Source organism: Kitasatospora sp. NPDC001547 (assembly GCF_042894165.1).
Classification (GTDB): Bacteria; Actinomycetota; Actinomycetes; order Streptomycetales; family Streptomycetaceae; genus Kitasatospora.
On sequence record NZ_JBIAVL010000004.1, the window covers coordinates 514925 to 531207 of the forward strand.

General features: G+C 75.2%; 18 protein-coding genes. 6 read left to right on the top strand and 12 right to left on the bottom strand.

The window, feature by feature from the left end:
• Nucleotides 1-264: 264 nt before the first annotated feature.
• Complete coding sequence (locus ACFY0X_RS10465) at nt 265-726, bottom strand: NUDIX hydrolase (protein ID WP_387751701.1); 462 nt, start codon at nt 724-726, stop codon at nt 265-267.
• Between the two features lie 21 nt (nt 727-747).
• Nucleotides 748-2250: an SDR family NAD(P)-dependent oxidoreductase gene (locus ACFY0X_RS10470; protein ID WP_387751929.1), complete on the bottom strand. Its 1503-nt coding sequence runs from the start codon at nt 2248-2250 to the stop codon at nt 748-750.
• Nucleotides 2251-2568: 318 nt separating this feature from the next.
• Here ACFY0X_RS10470 and ACFY0X_RS10475 point away from each other — a divergent pair, with 318 nt between their 5' ends.
• On the top strand, nt 2569-4008 hold the full coding sequence (locus tag ACFY0X_RS10475) for a GuaB1 family IMP dehydrogenase-related protein (RefSeq protein WP_387751704.1): 1440 nt from the start codon (nt 2569-2571) through the stop codon (nt 4006-4008).
• Here ACFY0X_RS10475 and ACFY0X_RS10480 read toward each other — a convergent pair.
• The 7 genes from ACFY0X_RS10480 to ACFY0X_RS10510 form a co-directional block, all read right to left on the bottom strand.
• Complete coding sequence (locus ACFY0X_RS10480) at nt 3969-4913, bottom strand: DUF5995 family protein (protein ID WP_387751707.1); 945 nt, start codon at nt 4911-4913, stop codon at nt 3969-3971. The genes ACFY0X_RS10475 and ACFY0X_RS10480 overlap by 40 nt on opposite strands.
• Nucleotides 4914-5068: 155 nt before the next feature.
• The gene (locus tag ACFY0X_RS10485) at nt 5069-5617 is read right to left on the bottom strand and encodes a S26 family signal peptidase (RefSeq protein WP_387751710.1); all 549 of its coding nucleotides are present in this window, start codon (nt 5615-5617) and stop codon (nt 5069-5071) included.
• On the bottom strand, nt 5614-7635 hold the full coding sequence (locus ACFY0X_RS10490; protein WP_387751713.1) for an ABC transporter ATP-binding protein: 2022 nt from the start codon (nt 7633-7635) through the stop codon (nt 5614-5616). Before ACFY0X_RS10490 ends, ACFY0X_RS10485 begins: the two co-directional genes overlap by 4 nt.
• On the bottom strand, nt 7632-8180 hold the full coding sequence (locus ACFY0X_RS10495) for a TlpA family protein disulfide reductase (protein ID WP_387751716.1): 549 nt from the start codon (nt 8178-8180) through the stop codon (nt 7632-7634). The genes ACFY0X_RS10490 and ACFY0X_RS10495 overlap by 4 nt, the downstream gene beginning before the upstream one ends.
• Nucleotides 8089-8724 carry a MauE/DoxX family redox-associated membrane protein gene (locus ACFY0X_RS10500; RefSeq protein WP_387751718.1) on the bottom strand — a complete coding sequence of 212 codons (636 nt, stop codon included), beginning with the start codon at nt 8722-8724 and terminating at the stop codon, nt 8089-8091. The genes ACFY0X_RS10495 and ACFY0X_RS10500 overlap by 92 nt, the downstream gene beginning before the upstream one ends.
• Before the next feature lie 203 nt (nt 8725-8927).
• Complete coding sequence (locus tag ACFY0X_RS10505) at nt 8928-9089, bottom strand: hypothetical protein (protein WP_387751721.1); 162 nt, start codon at nt 9087-9089, stop codon at nt 8928-8930.
• A 143-nt stretch (nt 9090-9232) separates the two neighbouring features.
• On the bottom strand, nt 9233-9430 hold the full coding sequence (locus ACFY0X_RS10510; RefSeq protein WP_387751723.1) for a hypothetical protein: 198 nt from the start codon (nt 9428-9430) through the stop codon (nt 9233-9235).
• Nucleotides 9431-9575: 145 nt separating this feature from the next.
• Between ACFY0X_RS10510 and ACFY0X_RS10515 the strand changes: the two genes are divergently transcribed.
• Together ACFY0X_RS10515 and ACFY0X_RS10520 are read left to right on the top strand one after the other, a co-directional pair.
• Nucleotides 9576-10664, top strand: a complete 1089-nt coding sequence (locus ACFY0X_RS10515) for a hypothetical protein (protein WP_387751726.1) — start codon at nt 9576-9578, stop codon at nt 10662-10664.
• Nucleotides 10661-10801: a hypothetical protein gene (locus ACFY0X_RS10520; RefSeq protein WP_387751729.1), complete on the top strand. Its 141-nt coding sequence runs from the start codon at nt 10661-10663 to the stop codon at nt 10799-10801. The genes ACFY0X_RS10515 and ACFY0X_RS10520 overlap by 4 nt, the downstream gene beginning before the upstream one ends.
• Nucleotides 10802-10838: 37 nt before the next feature.
• Here the strand turns inward: ACFY0X_RS10520 and ACFY0X_RS10525 are convergent, their stop codons facing one another.
• Both ACFY0X_RS10525 and ACFY0X_RS10530 read right to left on the bottom strand, forming a co-directional pair.
• Complete coding sequence (locus ACFY0X_RS10525) at nt 10839-11228, bottom strand: DUF3224 domain-containing protein (RefSeq protein ID WP_387751732.1); 390 nt, start codon at nt 11226-11228, stop codon at nt 10839-10841.
• A 119-nt stretch (nt 11229-11347) separates the two neighbouring features.
• A complete protein-coding gene (locus ACFY0X_RS10530) occupies nt 11348-12439 on the bottom strand; it encodes a PP2C family protein-serine/threonine phosphatase (protein WP_387751735.1) in 1092 nt (363 codons plus the stop codon).
• A 252-nt stretch (nt 12440-12691) separates the two neighbouring features.
• Between ACFY0X_RS10530 and ACFY0X_RS10535 the strand changes: the two genes are divergently transcribed.
• The 3 genes from ACFY0X_RS10535 (at nt 12692) to ACFY0X_RS10545 (ending at nt 15810) form a co-directional block, all read left to right on the top strand.
• A complete protein-coding gene (locus ACFY0X_RS10535) occupies nt 12692-13651 on the top strand; it encodes a pseudouridine synthase (protein ID WP_387751738.1) in 960 nt (319 codons plus the stop codon).
• A gap of 93 nt (nt 13652-13744) precedes the next feature.
• A complete protein-coding gene (locus ACFY0X_RS10540) occupies nt 13745-14635 on the top strand; it encodes an SDR family NAD(P)-dependent oxidoreductase (RefSeq protein WP_387751741.1) in 891 nt (296 codons plus the stop codon).
• Nucleotides 14632-15810, top strand: a complete 1179-nt coding sequence (locus ACFY0X_RS10545) for an S-adenosylmethionine:tRNA ribosyltransferase-isomerase (protein ID WP_387751744.1) — start codon at nt 14632-14634, stop codon at nt 15808-15810. The genes ACFY0X_RS10540 and ACFY0X_RS10545 overlap by 4 nt, the downstream gene beginning before the upstream one ends.
• A gap of 47 nt (nt 15811-15857) precedes the next feature.
• Here ACFY0X_RS10545 and ACFY0X_RS10550 read toward each other — a convergent pair whose 3' ends face one another.
• Nucleotides 15858-16262 (bottom strand): nuclear transport factor 2 family protein, encoded by a 405-nt coding sequence (locus ACFY0X_RS10550; protein WP_387751747.1) that lies wholly within the window; start codon nt 16260-16262, stop codon nt 15858-15860.
• Nucleotides 16263-16283 lie beyond the last annotated feature (21 nt).

Consider the following 16283-nt stretch of genomic DNA (forward strand, 5'->3'; position numbering starts at 1 on the left):
CACGGCCGGGACGTTCGGCCCTCGGCACCCGCCGTTCGCTCCCGGCAGGCTGGGGCTGTGGCGGCGCTCCCTGTGCCTGGGCGCGGCCGTGGCCCGGTCGACCGTGGGGGCGCCGGGCCGGGTACGGGGCAGGGGGTGGTCGTGGGGTCACCCCCTGCCTGTGCCGCGCGTCCCGTTCCCGTCCGGTCCCGGCCGGGAGGCCCGCTTCCCTGACGACGGCCGGGAGCCGTCAGCTGTCAGCCGTGAGCCGTCAGCACTCGGCGTTCAGCGGGCGACGGGGTAGCCGTGCGTCCCGTCCGCCCGTACCACGTCCAGCCCCGGCAGCCAGCTGCCGAGCACCAGCGCGGACGGGTAGAACATCGGCTCCGGCAGCGCGTCCACCGGGAAGCGCTCCCAGCCCGCGCAGGCGTGCGGCTCGGTGACCACGGCCTCGGCCAGGCTGGGCGGGGCCAGTACGGCGGCGGTCAGCCGGGGCCGGCCGAGTTCGTGGTCCAGGTGGACGGCGAGCACCCGCATCCCCTCGGCGGGCAGCACGATGCCGGTCTCCTCGGCGAGTTCGCGGGCCGCGGTCTGCTCGAAGGACTCGCCCGGGTCGACCTTGCCGCCGGGCAGGCTCCAGGTGGGCGGCTCGCCGGCGGTGATCCGCCGGCCGACCAGCACCCGGCCGTCCCCGGTGGGTACGACGATCCCGGCGCCGAGCAGCGGTGCGGTCGGTGCTGTGCTCAACTCGCCATCTCCTTCAGCTGGTTACCAGTTGGCGCGCTCGTAGTCCTTGAGGAAGCAGCCGTACAGGTCCTCGCCCGCCTCGCCGCGCACGATCGGGTCGTACACCCGGGCCGCGCCGTCGACCAGGTCGAGCGGGGCGTGGAAGCCCTCTTCGGCGAGCCGCATCTTGTCCGGGTGCGGGCGCTCGTCGGTGATCCAGCCGGTGTCGACGGCGGTCATCAGGATGCCGTCGGCCTCGAACATCTCCTGGGCGCTGGTGCGGGTGAGCATGTTCAGCGCGGCCTTGGCCATGTTGGTGTGCGGGTGTCCGGCGCCCTTGTAGCCGCGCGAGAACACGCCCTCCATCGCGGAGACGTTGACCACGTACTTGCGGCGGGACGGGGAGGCGGCCATCGCCGGGCGGAGCCGGCTGATCAGGATGAACGGCGCGGTGGAGTTGCAGAGCTGGACCTCCAGCAGCTCGACCGGGCCGACCTCCGAGACGGTCTGCACCCAGCTGTTGGTGTCCGCGAGGTCGGGCACCAGGCCGCCGGCGTCGATCGCGGTGCCGGCCGCGATCCGGGCGGGCGTGGCGGAGCCGGTGACCAGGGCGAGCGAGGTGACGTCCTCCGCGGCGATCGGCCGCGCGTCGCCGCCCGCCTGGTGGGGCAGGGCGGGCAGCTCGACGCCGCCGCTGCCGAAGCGGCCGATCGTGGTGGACTGCGGCAGCTCGCCGGCCGGCAGCGGCGCGGACTCGGCGTTGACCAGCTCGCGGTAGGACTCCGGCGGGCGGCGCACGGTCTGCGCGGCGTTGTTGATCAGGATGTCCAGCGGGCCGTCCGCGGCGACCTCGTCGGCCAGCGCCATCACCTGGGCGGGGTCGCGCAGGTCGATGCCGACGATCTTGAGGCGGTGGAGCCACTCGGCGCTGTCCGGCATCGCCTTGAAGCGGCGGATCGCGTCGTTGGGGAAGCGGGTGGTGATGGTGGTGTGGGCGCCGTCGCGCAGCAGCATCAGCGCGATGTACATCCCGATCTTGGCGCGGCCGCCGGTGAGCAGCGCGCGCTTGCCGGTGAGGTCGGCGCGGGCGTTCCGGCGGGAGCGGTTCAGCACCGCGCACTTCTGGCACAGGTTGTGGTAGAAGGCGTCGACCTCGACGTAGCGCTGCTTGCAGGTGTAGCAGGAGCGCGGACGCTCCAGGACGCCGGCGATCTCGGTGGTGGTGACGGTGGTCAGGCCGAAGGCGCCCGCCGTCTCGTCGTCGATCCGGGTGGGCGCGCCGGTGGCGGTGCGAGCCGTGACCGCGCGGTCGTTGGCGGTCTTGCGGGCCCGGGTCTCCTGGCGGCGGCGCTGCTTGAGGGTCCGGAATATGCCGCCGACGGCCTTGCGGACGGTGATCGCGTCCGGGTGGTCCACGTGCAGCTCGTCGAGCTCGGCGAGCACCTCCAGGCAGAGCCTCAGCCGTTCGGGGTCGAGGCCGGGACCGTAGTCGATCTCCTCCTCGGTGCCCTCGATCAGGTCCTGCTCGATGTCCGTCTGCCCGATGCTCACGCCTGCTGCCGCTTTCCCGTCTCGCCACGCCCACACGCGTGAAGCCATGCCCGTTACCGCGTGAATGCTACGGGAGGGGCCGGGACCGGGGCGAAAACCGGACGTCGGAGGGGGTCCTTGGACGATCCTCCATGTCTACGCGCGGAGCATTCCGCGGGGTTTGTGCACAGCCCCAGCGATGCTCCTCGGACTGGCTTTTGCCCCCGCTCTTCCCGGAGAATCGAACGCTGGGTGCCGGGCGCCCGAGTGCGCTCCGGCGGCATCGCCGCAACCGCACCCGAGGTGTATCCCCCAGCCAGAGAGCCCTTCTTCATGCGCTTCCTGAACGACCTCACGCCCTCGTACGACTTGACGTACGACGACGTCTTCATGGTCCCCAGCCGTTCCGCCGTGGGCTCCCGGCAGGGCGTCGACCTCTCCTCGAACGACGGCACCGGCACGACCATCCCGCTGGTCGTGGCCAACATGACCGCCATCGCCGGCCGTCGGATGGCCGAGACCGTCGCCCGCCGCGGCGGCCTGGTCGCCATCCCGCAGGACATCCCCACCGAGGTCATCGCCGAGGTCGTCTCCTGGGTCAAGCAGCGCCACCTGGTCTTCGACACCCCGATCACGCTCGACCCGGGCGCCACCGTCGCCGAGGCGCTCTCGCTGCTGCCCAAGCGCGCGCACGGCGCCCTCGTGGTGGTCGAGGACGGCCGGCCGGTCGGCGTGGTCGCCGAGTCCGACTGCCAGGGCGTGGACCGCTTCACCAGCCTGGCCGACGTCATGTCCCGCGACCTGCTGGTGCTGGACGAGGGCATCGACCCGCGGGCCGCGTTCGAGAAGCTCACCGAGGCGCACCGCAAGCTCGCCCCGGTCGTGGACGGCGAGGGCCGGCTGGTCGGCATCCTCACCCGCAAGGGCGCGCTGCGCGCCACCCTGTACACCCCGGCCGTGGACGCGGCCGGCAAGCTGCGGATCGCCGCCACCGTCGGCATCAACGGCGACGTCGCGGGCAAGGCGAAGGCGCTGATCGAGGCCGGCGCCGACGTGCTGGTGGTCGACACCGCGCACGGCCACCAGGAGTCCATGATCACCGCGCTGCGCGCGGTGCGCGGCCTGGATCCGCAGGTCCCGATCGTGGCCGGCAACGTGGTCTCCGCCGCCGGTGTCCGCGACCTGGTCGAGGCGGGCGCCGACATCCTCAAGGTCGGCGTCGGCCCCGGCGCCATGTGCACCACCCGGATGATGACCGGCGTCGGCCGGCCGCAGTTCTCCGCCGTCCTGGAGTGCGCCGCCGAGGCCCGCCGGCTCGGCAAGCACGTCTGGGCCGACGGCGGTGTGCGCCACCCGCGCGACGTCGCGATGGCGCTGGCCGCCGGCGCCTCGAACGTGATGATCGGCTCCTGGTTCGCCGGGACCTACGAGTCCCCGGGCGACCTCCAGACCGCCGCCGACGGCCGGCAGTACAAGGAGAGCTTCGGCATGGCCTCGGCCCGCGCGGTCAGCAACCGCACCGCCCAGGACTCCTCGTACGACCGGGCCCGCAAGGCGCTGTTCGAGGAGGGCATCTCGCACTCCCGGATGTTCCTGGACCCGGCCCGCCCGGGCGTCGAGGACCTGATCGACTCGATCATCGCGGGCGTCCGCAGCTCCTGCACCTACGCGGGCGCCGGCAGCCTGGAGGAGTTCCACGAGAAGGCGATCGTGGGCGTCCAGAGCGCGGCCGGCTACGCCGAGGGCAAGCCGCTGCACTCCAGCTGGGCCTGATCGCCGCCGGCGGCCGCCGCGCCGCCCGCGTCCGTACCGCCGGCCGTCCGGTTCCTCGCCTCGGGGAGCCGGGCGGCGGCCGTTGCGGGGGCGTTCCGCCCGGTGCCGGGGCGATCGTCCGGGCCGTCGTCCGGGCGCCCCGCCGGGGGAGCGGCGGGCCCGTCGTCCGGCCCGGACGGGAGCAGCGCTCCGAGCGGGAGCAGCAGGGCGCGGCCGAGCAGCCCGACCGAAGCGTCCAGTGCGATGGTGAACGCCCGGGCCGCGTCCGGCAGGTGGCGCAGTTCCCACAGCGCGTCGGCGGCGCTCCAGGCACCCTCCCGGGCGGCCGCGACCGACCAGACGCCGAGCAGGTGGGTGAGCGGCTCGGCGAGCTCCAGCAGGTCGGGCCCGGGCATCAGCTGCTCCCGGACGGCCGCCTCCACCTCCGCCAGCACCCGGTTGATCCGGCGGTAGTCCTCCTCGATGACGGCCGGCTCGCAGCCCCGGCGGCGGCAGGTGTCCAGGACGGCCAGCGGCAGGTCGTGCTGGATGTGGGCGGCCATCCCGGCCAGCGCGAACTGGAGCGGGTGCACCCCCGGGTGGGCGCGCAGCGCGAACAGCGGCCGCCAGCAGGCGGGCGGCTCCCGCCCGGCCGCGTCGGCGGCCACAGCTCGGAGGTAGCGCCGGGCGAACACCGTGTCCAGCTCGGCCACGGCCGGCGGGTCGGCGAAGTACCCGTCGCCCAGCCGGTCGCGGACGGCCTCCGTCACGGCGAGGTAGATCCGGTTGAAGACCGCCACCCCGTCGGCCGGGGGCAGTGCGGCCCCGATCCGCCGCAGCCGGCCGACCACCCGCTCGATCCCGGCCCTTTCCGGGGCCGCCTGCGCGGTCACCGCCGTCCTGCAATCCACCGCGGTGTCGGGCATGTGCCACCCTCCGATGTCGATCGTGCACTGATCGCATCATCGTGACAGCGTGAGCGGGGCGCCCGGCGGACGCGGCACGTTCGCGTCGGGCCGGTGTCACGCGGTCAGGCCGTCGCCGGCTCGACCGTGGTCGAGGGCGTGGACCACGGCCGCCACTACCCGCAGTGCCCCTGGACCTGACGGTGCGCAGGCGCCGCCGTGCCGCCCCCTCGACCGGCGGCGCGGGAGGCCGGGAGGCGCCGGAGCACGCGGCCGAGGACGCGGTCGAGGGGGAAGCAGCCGGCCTGCCGGGAGTCGACGCTGGCCGCCGGATTGTCGCCCAGGAGTACCAGTGCGCCCGGCGGGACCGGGCCGTCGCCCGCCGGTCCCGAGCGGGCCGTGGCCGGTACGGGATCCCCGGGGAGTGCCGCCACGCGCTTGATCGCCCACCGCCGTCCGGCCGGGCCTCCGCCCGCGCCGACGGGCCCGAGGCGCCGCAGCGGACGGTCCGGCCAACGCCCGTGGGCGTCCGCGTGCTCGATCACGACGACCTGACCGACCGCCGGGCCGGAGGCTCTCAGCACGAGGACCCGGTCACCGTCGCGGAGCGCCGGGAGCATGCTCTCCCCCCGGACCGTCACGACCACCAGCGCCAGGCGCACCAGTCGGACGGCCACCAGCGCCGTCACCACCGCCGGGACCGCTGCGATCCACGGCAGCTTCACGAGGCCGCCTCCGCCGTCCGGTAGCCCCGGCTCTGCAGCGCGAACAGCCGCTGGTAGGCGCCGGCCGCGGCCATCAGCTGGTCGTGTCCGCCGGACTCGACCACCCGGCCCTCGCGCAGCACCACGATCCGGTCCGCCTCCCGGACCGCGCCGAGCCGGTGCGAGATCAGCAGACTGGTCCGCCCGGACCGGGCCTGCCGCAGCGACTGGTGCACCTCGTACTCGGCCTCGGCGTCCAGACCGGCCGAGGGTTCGTCGAGGATCATCAGGTCCCGCCGCTCGCGCAGCAGTGCCCGCGCCAGGGCCAGGCGCTGCCACTGCCCCCCGGAGAGCACGAGGCCGGTGGTCCGGTCCGCCCGGGCACCGGGCGGCAGGAACGTCCGGGAGAGCAGGGTGTCGTAGCCGCCGGGCAGCGCGGCGAGGGCCCGGTGCACCCCGGCGCGTTCGGCGGCGGCCTCGATCCTCGGCCGGTCGTCCAGTGCCGCCAGGTCCCCCAGGGCGATGTTCTCGGCGGCCGTCAGGTCGTAGTGCATGAAGTCCTGGAAGACCGCGCCGATCCTGGCCCGCAGCTGGGCCGGGTCGATCTCCCGCAGGTCCACCCCGTCCCAGAGGATGACCCCGCAGGTCGGGTCGTACAACCGGCAGAGCAGCTTCACCAGGGTGGACTTCCCGGCACCGTTCAGCCCCACCAGGGCCACCGAAGCACCGCAGGGGATGAAGAGGTCGACACCCCGCAGCACCCAGGGGTGGTCGGGAGAGTAGCGGAACCAGACGTCCCGCAGCTCGATGCCCTCGCGCAGTGGCGGCAGGGTGCGGAACGTCCGCGGGAGCCGCACGTCCGGTCCGGAGTCCAGTACGGCCAGGTGGTGGGCGAAGAGCAGCAGGGCCTGCTGGGCGACGGCCGTCGTGGCCGCCAGCCCGGCGAGCGCGCCCTGCACGCCCGCCACCGCGGCGACGAACATGGTGACCCCGCCCGGGGTGATGACACCGGTACGGGCCAGCTCCACCGCCCAGAGCAGGCCGCAGCCGGAGACCAGGGCCGCGAGTACTCCCAGCGCGGACTGCACCCTCACCTCGCGCCGGTCCAGCAGCCGGCGGGCGGTGTCGGCCGTCCGTCGCTCGGCCAGCATCCGGCCGCGCAGGAAGGCGCCGGTGCCGAACAACCGGACCTCCTTGGCCGCCGCGACGCTGGTCAGCAGCTCGCTGTAGAACAACTCGCGCCGCTCCGTCGGTCCGATGTCCCAGAGCAGCCGGACCCGGCGCCGTCCGAGCGTCAACTCGGCCGCCAGCACGGGAGCTCCGGCGAGCAGCACCACAGCGGCCAGCGCGGGACCGACCACCAGCAGGGAGCCCAGGAAGCCGACCACGACCAGCACGGACCGCGCGGTGCCCAGCAGCCCCTCCAGCGCCTGGCCGACGGCGGTCCGGCCGGCCTGCTGGGCGAGCCTGAGCCGGTCCAGGAAGCGCGGATCCTCGAACCGGGCCAGGCCGGTGAAGCCGTCGACGGCGGTGAACAGCTGCTCCTGTGCCAGCAGGCCGGTGCGGCGCTGGACCTGCGCCGCGAGATAGCGGGTGAGTTGCGGCAGCAGGGTGGTGACCACACCGGCGGCGACCAGCCCGCCGCCGAGGACGGCCGGCATGGCGGGGCCGCCGTGACCGGTCAGGGCGTCCAGCAGTGACCTGGTGAGCCAGGCGAGAACGACCGGCAGTGCGGCCGCGGCCAGCGAGCAGGCGGCGTAGCCCGCGAGGGCGCCGGGCGCCGCTTCGGCGGCGAGCCGCAGGCAGGAGCGTACGAGCCTCCAGCTCAGCCGGTCGTGCTTCCCGGTCGGCGCCTCCTGCTTCCCGTCCAGCCGGTCCGGTTCCGCGTTCAGGTGGTCCTGTTTCCCGGTCGGCGCCTCCTGCTTCCCGTCCAGCCGGCCCGCCACAGGGGAGGCCTGGACGCAACCGTCGCCGGCCGGGTGCTTCGCCGGACCGCCCCGGGCCGGGCGCCGCGCCGGGCCGGATCCGGCGCCGTTCACGCCGCCACCGGAACCGAGGGGGCCAGCGCCACGTCGTTGGCGGTGACCGCCAGTCGGCCCGCGGGACGGCCCACCGTGAGCAGGGTGGGGAAGGCCCGCGCCTGGAAGGCCCCTGCCAGCGCGCCGCCGCTGCTCTCGCGGAGCGTACGGGTCACCGCCGAGAGCCGGCGGACGAAGTCCGCGGACTCCTCGGGCTCGCCGACCACCACGGCCAGTGCGCCGTTCCTCCCTCGCGGCAGCGCGGCGACGTGCTCGACGAACTTCGGCAGCTTCGTCCGGCACGGACCGCAGGTCGGTGAGAAGAAGGCCACCAGGGTGCCCTCCGCCAGATCCGCGTCCGTCAACCGCTCGCCGGTGGTCGTCTCGACGCTGAACTCGCCGATCGGCGTCCCCACTTCGGGTGCCACGGGCACCGCGCCCGGACCGCCGGGGGCTGCGAGCAGGTCGGAGTGCTCACGCAGCCGCCTGATCACTCCGAGAGTGAGCAGCAGGTCCAGGACGCAGAGCGCCCCGACGAGGAGCAGGAGCGGAATCAGGACGGACATCGACGACCTCCTCGGGTCGGGTGGTTCGGAAGAGTTCGATCAGGTCGTCGAGCACGACGACCAGCACACCGAGCAGCAGGCCGGCGGCCACCGCGAGAGCGGTCCCGACGGTGCCCGTGGTCGACGCCCCGGGGCCGGACACGGCGGCGGCCGCCAGCGCGGCCGCCGCCAGCAGCAGGTTGCGGGCCAGCTGTCGGGCCCCGAGCGGGGCGGTGGACCCGCCGAAGCAGCGGCAGGGCACCCGGGCACCGTGCCGCAGGGCCGGCACGATGCCGATCGCGAAGACCAGCAGCAGCCCGGTCGCCACCAACAGCCCGGCCGACCAGAGGACGCGGACCGGCATCGCGAGCAGGGCCGCATCGGCCAGTTCGACCACGGGAACGGCCAGGGCGACCGGACGGACCAGCCACGCGGGCAGCAGCCCCAGGCCCTCGACCGACTGCGCGAAGGAGGTGAGCCGGTTGCGGCCGACGAGCTTGCCGATGGACGAGGCCAGGAAGACCGCGCCGAGCAGTGCCCGGACGCAGACGACGAGACAGTGCATCACACCCTCCTGGGGTTCTGAGGTGTGACCGGCGCGGGGTGCGACCGGCGCGCAGCGCGGCGGGTGTACCTGATCCGGGCGCGGGGGGGGGGGGGGGGGGGGGGGGGGGGGGGGGGGGGGGGGCGGCGGGGGGGGGGGGCCCCCCCCCCCCCCCCCCCCCCCCCGCCCTGCTCGCATAGACCTCGGACGCCGGCCGGGAAGGGCTACTTGCAGACCAGCTGGCCAGTGCAGGTGTTGACGCTGCACGGCGAGCCGGCGCACTGCCAGCACTGCGACCAGCTGTACCAGCCGCAGGCCTGGGCATCGGCCTTGGGCACGAAACGCTCCAGCAGGCTTCCGCCGAGTCGCTCAAGCTTCCTGAACATCTCGATCTCCTTCTTCTCCGGTGGTGACTGTTCTCCAAGGTGTGCCGATGGACGCACGCGCAGGCGGTTCGACCGCCTTCCGGTCGGTTCGGGTGAAAGGTCCCGCCTCCCACCCGGCGGCAGCAGGCGGCTGCCGTCTCACCTCACCCGGCCTGACCGGGCGGCCTGGAGGACGGACCGATGTGACTCCCCGTGTGGGGACCGTCGCCCCACCCGCTGTCCGCCCGCAGCACGGTGACCGGCTGCCGGCTCGCCACGGTCTCGGCCACCGCCGGCACCGCCGCGAACACCGCGGCTGCCGAGGCGACGCCCAGACAGGACTTCAGGAGCTTCCTTCGCATCGAGCCATCCCCCTTGTGGTCGGGACTTCTCTCCGCCGCGGGGGCCGCCCCCTCGGCTGACTCCAGAGTGCCGGTGGACACCCGGCACATGACATGTGTTGGATGGCTCATCTGCTCCGCGGGAACGAAATGAGGGATGACACTCATGGACAAATCCGCGCACATCGGCGCTGCGGACTCGCCTGTTCTCGACGAGATCGGGGTCGCCGCCTACCAGTGGGCGGTGCGGAACGGCGGACTGGACGCCGCTGACCCGGACCGCTGCGCCGATGAACTCGGCGTGACAGCCGCTGAGTTGACCGCAGCCGTCGACACTCTGAACGCACTCCACCTGCTGACTCCGATGGCCGGCAGCTCCGTGCTGCTGCCGAACGGCCCCGACGCGGCGATAGCGGCACTGCTCGGCCCCACCGAAGACGAATTACGCAGGGCCGAAACGGAGTTGAGTCGACGGCGGCGCAACACCGAACAGGTCCGCAGTGCGCTGTCCGCGCTCTCCGCCGTCTACTTCGAGGCCCGTCGGCAGCGCAACCACGACGAGGCGGTGGACAGCCTCGCCGACAAGTTCGCGGTCCGGACCCTGCTCGCCGAGCTCGGCGCCAACTGTCGTGTCGAACTGATGGCGTGTCAGCCCGGCGGCGGCCGTCCGCCCGCCGCCCTGGCGGACGCACTGCCCAGGGACCTGGCGATGCTCGAACGCGGGGTCCGGATCCGCAGCCTCTACCAGCACACCGCGCGCTTCCACGCCCCCACCCAAGCCTATGTGGAGGCGGTCGTCGAAGCCGGGTCGGAGATCCGCACACTCGTCGAACTCCCCGGCCGGATGCTCATCTTCGACCGTCAGGTGGCCTTCCTGCCTCATCTCCGCCAGCCCGGCGGTGCGGTGATCGTCCGCGAGGAGTCGATCGTGGCCCACCTCTGCCAGAGCTTCGAGCAGGCCTGGGCCACTGCCTCGGAGTACCGCACCGGTCCGCTGGCGGCCCACGAGAGCGCCGAGGACATCAAGCGGCTGATCACCACCCTGCTCGGGGCCGGCCTCAAGGACGATGTGATCGCCAAGCGTGCCGGGCTCTCCGTCCGATCCTGCCGCCAGCACATCGCCGAGCTGCTGGAGCGGCTCGGCGCGCGCAGCCGCTTCCAGGCCGGCGTCATCGCCGCTCGCAGCGGCCTGCTGCCGCCGGCCCGGCCCGGTGCCCTTGCCGCGGAGACCGGTGACGGGGTGCACGGCAGGTGATCTCGAACGGGTGCCTCGGCCCCGGCAGGAACGCCCGGGCCGAGCGGGCGACCGACACCCTGCCGCCGTTCCGGAGCTACCCGACCGCCGTCCGGACGGCGGTCGAGCGGCCGGAGGCCGGGCCGACCGTCCACTGACCGCTCGGGCGGCCGACTGCGCGCGCCGCGGCCGGCGTCAGCCCAGCTCGTACTCCAGCACGTAGGTGTGGGTGCCGGACGCGTCGACGGTCAGCTGGAACTCCCCGGTGATCCCGGCCAGCTCGCCCGTCCCGGTGCCCGGCACCACGCGTATCGTCGTGCCGCTGGTGTCCCAGGCCGCGTGCTGGAGCACGAACGAGCCCCTGCGCCCGTCCAGCTCGCCCGTGACGTGCTCCACCGCGACGTACGAGGCCGGGCCGCCGTCGGGGCCCCCGACGGAGAGCATCCGCACCTCGCTCGCCCCGCTCAGCCCGCCCGTGAAGGTCTTGGCGATCCGGACCCGCCCGAAGGCCGCGCCCGCCAGCTCCTCCGTCTCCACCGGTTCGAACGCGGTGAGCTCGAACGACCCGCCTGCCCTGCTCCCCATGGCACCGTCCCCTCGTCGGTCGATCGTCGACCACCCGGCGGCCGGCTCCCCGCCGACCGCGAACCGAGCCTTGCACACACCCCTGACAACCGCGTCCGAGCCGGCCGCCCGCGGTCCGGTCACGGCTCCCAGCGGATCGCCAGCACCGCCGCGTCGTCGGCCAGCCCGGCGTCCCCGACCCAGCCGCCGACGTCCGTCAGCACGTCGTCCAGCAGGTCCGCCGGGGTGCCGCCGTGCAGGCCGGGCAGCCGCTCCGCGATCGGGTAGAACCGGCCCTCGGCGTCCCGGGCCTCCGACACGCCGTCGGTGTGCAGGAGCAGCACGTCGCCCGGCTCCGGGTCGAACCGCCGGTCCCGGTACGAGTCGCCGGTGAGCCCGAGCAGCCCCAGCGGCGGCGCCGGGGACGGCGGCTCCAGCTCGCTCACCCGGCCCGCCCGGCGCAGCAGCGGCGGCGGGTGGCCGCAGTTCACCAGCCGCACCGGCCCCCGGTCCGGCGCCACGTCGAGCAGCAGCGCGGTGGCGAACCGGCCCTCGTCCGACTGCCGGGCGGCGAGCGCCGCGTCCAGCCGTTCGGCGAGCCGCCCGGGGTCGGGCTCGGTCCGCGCGGCCTCCCGGAACACCCCGAGGACGTCCGCCGCCGTCTCCACCGCCGGAAGGCCGTGCCCCTGGACGTCCCCGAGCAGGATCCGCACCCCGAAGCGGGTCTCCACCACGGCGTACAGGTCGCCGCCGATCCGGGCCTCGGCGGCCGCCGCCACGTACCGCACCGCCACGCGCAGCGGTCCGATCCGCTCCGGCGGCGGCCGCAGCAGGGCCCGCTGGGCCGCCTCGGCGACCGTCCGGACCTGGAACAGCTCCCGCTCGCGGGCCGCCACCAGGACGACGCTGGCGGCGCTGGCCAGGGTCGAGGCCAGGACGGTGACCGGCACGCTGATCCGCACCGAGAGCGGCAGCTGCGCGTTGGCCGACTCCAGCATCCCGACGGCGAGCAGCGCCGCCGCGCCGACCAGCAGCGGCACCCGGGCCTGCCGAGTGGTCGCGCCGGCCAGCACCGGGGCCACCGCCAGCAGCGGGGCCAGGGTGGTTCCGGGGCCGATCGCCAGCGCGGCCACCACGGCGGCGACCAGCAGCAGGAGCGCGCCGTAGAGCAGCAGCCGGGTCCGCCTCGGCAGGTGCAGCGGCGGCACCCCGTCCGGGCCGTCGGCGGTCACGCGTCCTCCAGTGCTGCCGGGCGGTCCGGCGGGTCGATCGGTTGTCGGTTGTCGGTCGGCGGGTCGGCCCGGTCGGCAGTCCCGGCCCGTCGGCCCGGCCGGTGGGCCGGACACCGGCCCGCCGGGCCGCCCGGCGGACGGCCGGGAGGCCCCCGGCGGAACGAGGGCCTCCGGTCCACTCTCCCTGCCCGGCCCCGGGTCAGCACCTCGGCGGCGGGTCGTGCGCCGGCGCGCACTACGCTGGGCCGGGAGATGAGACGCAAGAGCCGCCGCCCGACCTCCCCCCTCCCGCAGCGCCGCGGCGTGGACCCGGTGCACCTCCGGCTGCCGCTCGAAGGCCCCTGGCCGACGGTGCGGGACCACCTGGTGGACCGGCTGCCCGCCGTCCCGGCCGAACGGATCGACGCGGCGCTGCGGGACGGCGAGATCGTCGGCGAGCACGGCCCGGTCGCCCCGGCGGAACCGTTCCGCCCCGGCGCGCACCTGTGGTTCTACCGGGACCTGCCGGAGGAGGTGCCCGTCCCGTTCGAGCTGGTCGTGCTGCACCGCGACGAGCACCTGGTGGTGGTCGACAAGCCGCACTTCCTGGCCACCACGCCGCGCGGCCGGCACGTCACCGAGACCGCGCTGTCCCGGCTGCGGCACACCCTCGACCTGCCCGCGCTCAGCCCCGCGCACCGCCTGGACCGGCTCACCGCCGGCCTGGCCATGTTCGTCGTCCGCCCGGAGGACCGCGGCGCCTACCAGACGCTGTTCCGGGACCGCCTGGTGCGCAAGGAGTACCAGGCGGTCGCCGGGTACGACCCGGAGCTGAGCCTGCCGCGCACCGTGCGCAGTCACATCGTCAAGGAGCGCGGGGTGATCGCCGCCCAGGAGATCGACGCGCCGCCGAACAGCGAGAGCCGGATCGACCTGCTGGAACGCCGCGACGGCCTGGCGCGCTACCGGCTGCGGCCGCTGAGCGGGCGCACCCACCAGCTGCGGCTGCACATGAGCGGCCTCGGACTGCCGATCCTCGGGGACCCGGTCTACCCGGTGGTGCTGCCCGAACCGGCCCCGGACGACTTCCGCCGCCCGCTGCAGCTGCTCGCCTCGACGGTCGAGTTCACCGATCCGCTGTCCGGCCACGAGCGCCGCTTCGAGACCCGCCGCACGCTGGCCGCCTGGACCGACCCGCGGGGCTGGTCCGACGGAGTCGGGAGCAGGTCCTAGGACGGCCCTCCGGACGGTCTAGGGCCAACGTCCGGCCGGTCCCGGTCCCGGCGGCCGATCCGCCGCCGGGACCGCCGGCGGGATGGTTGCGGCATGAACGCAGGCATCGATGCAGACAACAACGCAGACAACAACGCAGGCAGCGACGCGGGCACCGGCGCGGGCATGGACGCGGGCATGGACGCGGGCGACGACGCGGCGCAGCACACCGCCACGCAGCACACCGCCGCATCGCCGACCGGCGGCCCGCACCCCGCACCCGTCGCGCTGGTCACCGGAGCCTCCCGCGGCCTCGGCCTGGCCATCGCGCACGCCCTCGCCGCCGAGGGCTGGCACCTGGTCGTCACCGCCCGGGGCGCGGCCGAACTCGCCGCCGCCGCGGCCGACCTGGCCGCCGTCACCCGGGTCGTCGCCCTGGCCGGCTCCGTCGTCGACGACGACCACCGCGCCCACCTGGCCGAGGCCGCCGAGCGCCTCGGCGGCGCGAGCCTGCTGGTCAACAACGCCGGAACGCTCAACGGCGCGCCCGGCCCCGGCGGGGAGCCGCTGCCCCGGCTGGCCGACTTCCCGCTGCCGGACCTGCTGGAGACCTTCGAGGTCAACGTGCTCGCCCCGATCGCCCTCACCCAGCTCGTGCTGCCCCAGCTGCGCGCCCACGCCGGCGCCGTCCTCAACGTGAGCTCCGACGCCGCTGTGGTGCCGTACCACGGCTGGGGTGGCTACGGCGCCAGCAAGGCCGCCCTGGACCTCGCCAGCGGCGTACTCGCCCGGGAGGAGCCGCGGTTGCGGGTCTGGGCGGTGGACCCGGGCAGCATGCGCACCCGGATGCTCCAGGAGGCCAGCCCCGGCGAGGACATCTCCGGCGAGCCGCTGCCCGAGCAGGTGGCGCCGGTCCTGCTCGGCCTGCTCCGCGACCGCCGGCCCTCCGGGCGCTACCGCGCCGAGGACATGGCCGCCGCGGCCGCCGACCGGGGCGGGCGATGACGGCATCCACCGGCCCCGATCTCACCGGCCCCGATCCGACCGGCCCCGACCGCACCGCCTCCCGCCTCACCGCCTCCCCCCTCACCGGCCCCGACCCCGCCGGTGCGGCGCCCCTCGGCCTCGGACCCCTCGGCCTCGACGTCACCGTCCCGCCCGAACTCTCCGCCCGCGCACCGGCGGAGGCGCGCGGCACGGCCCGGGACGGCGTCCGGATGCTGGTCGGCCGGCGCGCCACGGGCGCGGTCGAGCACCGCCGCTTCACCGACCTGCCCGAGGTGCTGCGCCCGGGGGACCTGCTGGTGGTCAACAACTCGGCCACCGTCCCCGCCGCGCTGCCCGGCCGGCTGCCGGACGGCACCCCGGTCGCGCTGCACCTCTCCTCCGCCCAGCCGGACGGATCGGGCGCCCACCTGGTCGAGTTGCGCCGGGTGGTGCCGGGCCGGGCGGCGGCCCACTACCCGCCGGAGGAGTCCCCGGCCCGCCCGGGCCTGCGCGTCTCGCTGCCCGCGGCCGGCGCGGCGGTGCTGACCCGGCCGCTGACCGCCCGCCTCTGGTACGCCGAACTCGCTCTGCCGGAGCCGCTGTTGCCGTACCTGGAGCGGCACGGCCGGGCGATCCGGTACGGCTACGTGGACCGCGACTGGCCGATCGAGGCCTACCGGACGGTCTTCGCGACCGTCCCCGGCAGCAGCGAGATGCCCAGCGCGGCCCGTCCGTTCAGCCCCGAGGTGGTGGCGCGGCTGGCCGGTCGCGGGGTGCTCCTCGCGCCGGTCACCCTGCACACCGGGGTGGCGTCGCCCGAGGTCCACGAGGCCCCGTACGCCGAGCGCTTCCACGTCCCGGCCGCCACCGCCCGGCTGGTCGGCCACGTCCGGGCCGGGGGCGGCCGGGTGATCGCCGTCGGCACCACCGTGGTCCGGGCTCTGGAGTCGGCCGCTGCGGACGGCACCGTCCAGGAGGCCGACGGCTGGACGGAGCTGGTCGTCACCCCGGAGCGCGGGGTGCGGGCCGTGGACGGGCTGCTCACCGGCTGGCACGAGCCCCGGGCCTCCCACCTGCTGATGCTCGCCGCCGTCGCGGGCCGTCCGCTGCTGGCGGCCTGCTACCGGGAGGCGGTGCGGCACCGCTACCTGTGGCACGAGTTCGGCGACGTCAACCTGCTGCTGCCGGACTGACCCCGGCCGGTCGGCGGCGGGCGGCCGGCGCTCCTCGCGGGCGCCGTTCAGGCCAGCAGGGTCCGCGCCACGTGGTCGGTGTCCAGGTACTCGCGGACGGAGGTGATCAGGCCGTCCGTCACCGTGAACACCCCCAGGCAGTGGTTCTCGTACGCGGCGCCGTTGGCGGCGGTGCCGACGGTGGTCCACTCGGCCACCGCCCGCGGGCCGTCGGCGAGGACGTGGGTGAGGGTGATGGCCGGCAGGCCGTCGGGGGCGAAGAGGGTGCCGACCTGGCCGAGGAAGTCGCCGAAGATCTCCTGCCTGCCCCGCCAGGTGCGGGAGAGCGCGAGGCTGCCCGGATAGCTCCAGGTGGCGTCCTCGGCGAACAGGGCGATCGCGGCCTCGCGTTCGCCCGCCGCGATGAGGGTGACGTAGTCGGTGACGACGGTGCGGGCGTCGGGGTGCTGCACGGTGGGCTCCTGGGGTCCGTC

What these genes read in the sequence shown, in the direction of transcription:
- ACFY0X_RS10535 (WP_387751738.1), top strand. Translation starts at nt 12,692, where the DNA reads ATGAGACGCAAGAGCCGCCGCCCGACCTCCCCCCTCCCGCAGCGCCGC.
- ACFY0X_RS10480 (WP_387751707.1), bottom strand. Translation starts at nt 4,913, where the DNA reads ATGCCCGACACCGCGGTGGATTGCAGGACGGCGGTGACCGCGCAGGCG.
- ACFY0X_RS10515 (WP_387751726.1), top strand. Translation starts at nt 9,576, where the DNA reads ATGGACAAATCCGCGCACATCGGCGCTGCGGACTCGCCTGTTCTCGAC.
- ACFY0X_RS10545 (WP_387751744.1), top strand. Translation starts at nt 14,632, where the DNA reads ATGACGGCATCCACCGGCCCCGATCTCACCGGCCCCGATCCGACCGGC.
- ACFY0X_RS10495 (WP_387751716.1), bottom strand. Translation starts at nt 8,180, where the DNA reads ATGTCCGTCCTGATTCCGCTCCTGCTCCTCGTCGGGGCGCTCTGCGTC.
- ACFY0X_RS10540 (WP_387751741.1), top strand. Translation starts at nt 13,745, where the DNA reads ATGAACGCAGGCATCGATGCAGACAACAACGCAGACAACAACGCAGGC.
- ACFY0X_RS10505 (WP_387751721.1), bottom strand. Translation starts at nt 9,089, where the DNA reads ATGTTCAGGAAGCTTGAGCGACTCGGCGGAAGCCTGCTGGAGCGTTTC.
- ACFY0X_RS10510 (WP_387751723.1), bottom strand. Translation starts at nt 9,430, where the DNA reads ATGCGAAGGAAGCTCCTGAAGTCCTGTCTGGGCGTCGCCTCGGCAGCC.
- ACFY0X_RS10475 (WP_387751704.1), top strand. Translation starts at nt 2,569, where the DNA reads ATGCGCTTCCTGAACGACCTCACGCCCTCGTACGACTTGACGTACGAC.
- ACFY0X_RS10525 (WP_387751732.1), bottom strand. Translation starts at nt 11,228, where the DNA reads ATGGGGAGCAGGGCAGGCGGGTCGTTCGAGCTCACCGCGTTCGAACCG.
- ACFY0X_RS10500 (WP_387751718.1), bottom strand. Translation starts at nt 8,724, where the DNA reads ATGCACTGTCTCGTCGTCTGCGTCCGGGCACTGCTCGGCGCGGTCTTC.